This window comes from Candidatus Aquicultor secundus, from assembly GCF_002791875.1.
Classification (GTDB): domain Bacteria; phylum Actinomycetota; class Aquicultoria; order Aquicultorales; family Aquicultoraceae; genus Aquicultor_A; species Aquicultor_A secundus.
The window spans coordinates 1-1,558 of sequence record NZ_PFNG01000070.1 but is presented as its reverse complement, the minus strand read 5'-3'; the positions used below and the strand labels follow the sequence as shown (position 1 = coordinate 1,558).

General features: G+C 53.7%; 1 protein-coding gene. It reads left to right on the top strand.

Annotation, left to right across the window (positions count from 1 at the left end):
- Window positions 1-120 precede the first annotated feature (120 nt).
- Complete coding sequence (gene rho / locus COY37_RS02755) at window positions 121-1,512, top strand: transcription termination factor Rho (protein WP_286678321.1); 1,392 nt, start codon at window positions 121-123, stop codon at window positions 1,510-1,512.
- Window positions 1,513-1,558 lie beyond the last annotated feature (46 nt).

The window sequence follows — 1,558 nt, the reverse complement described above, 5'->3', positions numbered from 1 at the left end:
CTAATAGACCTAATAGACCTAATAGACCTAATAGACCTAATAGACCTAATAAATCTAATAGACCGCCCAGTACCCAAATAATGCGTTAAAAATTATCGAGTTACGAAAGAAGGTGAAAGAGTGGATAAAGCACAGCTTGAACTAAAAACTTTAGCAGAGTTAAAGCCTATTGCAATGGAGTTGGGCATTGGCGGTGTCTCCACCTTAAGAAAGAAAGAACTTATCGATGCAATTGTAGAGGCACGAGGCAAGCGCGGCGGAACTTCCGACTCCGCTGCCGCAACTAGAACGGCACCGCGACCGGTCGCACCGGTCGCAACAGCGACACGAGAAGCCGTTGTCGAGGCGCCGAGAGCCCCTGAACGATACGAACAGCGGGTTGAAGTGCGCGAGCGCGAGGAGAAGCTCCTGGTTAAAAAGGGTATCTTGGATATCCTGGGTGAAGGATACGGGTTCTTGCGAACCCAGGGATACTTGCCGAGCGAAGGAGATATCTACGTTTCGCTCTCGCAGATCAGGCGCTTTAACTTACGCCGCGGTGATGAGGTCGAGGGCCAGGTACGACCGCCCAAGGATACCGAGAAATACAACGCGCTTCTCAGGATCGAAAGCGTTAACGGCTCGGACCCTGAATCGGCACGCCAGCGGGCCCAGTTTGAAACGCTCACCCCGATCTATCCCAACGAGCGGTTTAGGCTCGAGACGACACCGCAGAACGTTACGACCAGGATTATCGATTTGACCGCCCCGGTTGGAAAAGGGCAGAGGGGGTTGATCGTATCCCCGCCGAGAGCCGGAAAGACCACCATTCTAAAGCAAATCGCCAACGCGGTGACGACCAACAATCCGGAAGTGCACATGATGGCCTTACTGGTGGATGAACGACCTGAAGAGGTCACCGACATGGAGCGCTCTATTAAGGGCGAGGTAATAAGCTCGACCTTCGACCAGCCGGCCGACAACCATGTCGCGGTTGCCGAGCTTGTCCTTGAGCGGGCGAAGCGGCTTGTCGAGCACGGGCGCGATGTCGTCATCATGCTGGATAGTATCACCAGGCTCGCCAGGGCTTACAACTTGACAGCCCCGGCAAGCGGGAGGATTCTCTCCGGTGGTGTCGATTCAACGGCGCTGTTTCCTCCGAAGAGGTTCTTTGGGGCCGCGCGGAACATCGAGTTCGGCGGCAGCCTGACGATCCTCGCAACCGCGCTCGTCGATACCGGCAGCCGAATGGATGAGGTTATCTTTGAGGAGTTTAAAGGTACCGGCAACATGGAGCTTCATCTCGATCGTAGGCTGGCGGACAAGAGGGTATTCCCGGCCATCGACATCGATAAGTCCGGTACCAGGAAAGAAGAGCTTATCTTGCCGCCTGATGAGGCCCAACTTATCTGGAAACTTAGACGAGTTCTGCATGCGCTTGATTCGGGCGCGGCGATCGAGCTTCTCATCGACAAGATGAGAGAGACAAAATCCAACCACGATTTCTTGATGCAAATCGGTAAATCGAGATAAAGCAGTAATTATTAGGGTCGAGAATGAGATTAGAAGCCAGGAGCCA